At 61.4% G+C, this 2,049-nt stretch carries 1 protein-coding gene; it reads right to left on the bottom strand.

All coding sequences use genetic code 11. The features are described from left to right. Positions 1-512 precede the first annotated feature (512 nt). Positions 513-1,874: an IS1380 family transposase gene (locus INF29_RS14080; RefSeq protein WP_193487348.1), complete on the bottom strand. Its 1,362-nt coding sequence runs from the start codon at positions 1,872-1,874 to the stop codon at positions 513-515. Positions 1,875-2,049 lie beyond the last annotated feature (175 nt).

The following is a 2,049-nucleotide window of genomic DNA, read 5'->3' as shown; positions in this document are numbered from 1 at the left end:
GCCGCCCATGTGGGAGGGAGCTTCAGCTCGCGACGATCAAGCCACCACACCGCCCCCCACCCGTAGCGCGGCGTAACGCCCGAGCGAGAGCAACGAGCGAGGAAGGCACCCGCAGCGGCGGCCCGGCGCGAAGGCAGCGTCAGCTGCCCAAAGCCTGCTCCAGCTCAATTTTTCTTCAAAGCCACGTGACCTAAGCCAAATTTATCAATAAAGTATGATTAAATCGTGAAAACGAGCCGGCACGCGAATTTTGGATATGTTGCCTCGCTGGGTAAATAAGACCTGAATCCGTGAAGCCGGCGCCGACACTTTCCCTATCACCGCCAGCGAGCACTTTTTGATCATTCGCCCCGTGCAAGTTGGCTTTCGCAAGCCCGTTATTGCCAAAACCCACCGTGCTGATCGGTGCTGACGGCCCGTTTTGTCATGCCTTTCCACCCGCCAGGCACGACATATCTGGCGATCGCGTGTCGCTTGGAACTGCTTGTGGATAGAGTGTCGCCGATTGACGGTCAGCATGGCGTTCCTCGTGGATAACGCAGTCGGCTCCGCAGCGTCTTGAGCACCGTCATGCGCCCGATATCCTGCCCGACGTCGAGGATGATCTGCCGTGCCTTGTGAATCACGAGAGCCGCACGGTGCACCAACTCTTGTAGCACGGTGCGCAGCCGGCGCCGCTTGGCCGGGTGGCGAACCGGGCTCAGCTCGCCGGTCATGCCCAGCTGTCCCATCAGGCGCAGGATGTTGTAGGCCAACTGGGCGAGATGCAGGATCAGATCGTTGGTGGCGAACTTGCCGGACGGCAAGCGCTCCAGGTCGAGATCGGTCTTGATCTCGCTGTGAAACTGCTCATGGGTGGCATGCGCCTGGTAGCGCTTGATCACCGCCTCCGGCGCCTCGTCCAGGCTGGTCCACCAGCCTTCCAACTCATAGTCCGGTTCGAGCAGCAACTGGCCATCGCGATCGGCGGTGCGCTCTACCAGGCGCATCACGCGTTGGACGACGTATTCGGTCTTGTTGTCGTCGTGGATCGAGACGGTCTGCGGCCACAGCGCCTGGCGCTTGCCAGGACGCAGCTCTTCCCAGTAGTCCGCCGCCACCGCCAGCCAGGTATCTCGATCAGCCGTGGCCGAGCCGCGCGGGTTCCATTTGACGACATAGTCGAGCCGGCGCCCCTCGTCGGCAAAGACCTGGCGTTGCTGTTCGAGAAGCGCCAGGTGCGCCTGGCTGTCGAAGCCGCTGTCCTCGCGTAACAGGATCGGTTGCCTGGTCAGGCATTGGGCGCGAGGCAGTACCCGCTCCAGGAAGGCGTTGCTCTCCTTCATGGTGTGCTGCTTGCCAGGCCGCAGTTCCAGACCCAGGCACCACCCTTCGTTGCCCAGATAGGCGGCGATCGGGGTGTAGCCATCGACCTTCTGGTAGGTCCGCGAGACGCCTTCCTTCTTCGAGTTGCTGTTGTCCATGACGAAGGTGTCGATGTCCAGGCAGACGTGCGTCGTCTCGGCGGTGATCGGTGCTTCGATCAGTGACAGCAGGGTCGTGGACCAGGTGGCGGTGCGCGCCTGCAGGTCGTTGGCGGCAAGTTTCTCCAGCCGCTGTCGCAGCGTCGCCGCGCTCGGCACCTTCTGCAGGGTCAGCAGTTGTTGGAAGGGCTTGTCGCGGCGGAAGTTCTCGACAGCGTCATAGTCGCTCATGCCCAGACACAGCAGGCCCAGGTAGCTCTTGATCACGTCACTGGTGCGCATGCCCAGCGTGGTGGGGAAGCGGCCGTCGATGCTGTCGACGCCAGCGATCTCGAAGCATTGCCCGATGATGGACAGCCCGGCGTGGCTGGTGAGGGTGCGGCGACTGGCGCGGAACTTTATGTTGGGCATGGCACTGTCTGGGTGAATGGCGATAATGGCTATATTGCCATGCAGGTCAGTGGGTTAGAAGTGCTTCCGGGGGCCGGTCTCACGGATTCAGGGATAAACTCAATCATAACGCCAGAGTTAGGGCAGCGAACGGTAAAACGCTGGATCAGATCGGAGCCTTTAATGATTTGGGTGC

The organism is Anaerotignum lactatifermentans, from assembly GCF_014982935.1.
Taxonomy (GTDB): Bacteria; Bacillota; Clostridia; order Lachnospirales; family Anaerotignaceae; genus Anaerotignum; species Anaerotignum lactatifermentans.
This window is presented reverse-complemented; position numbering and strand designations above follow the sequence as displayed.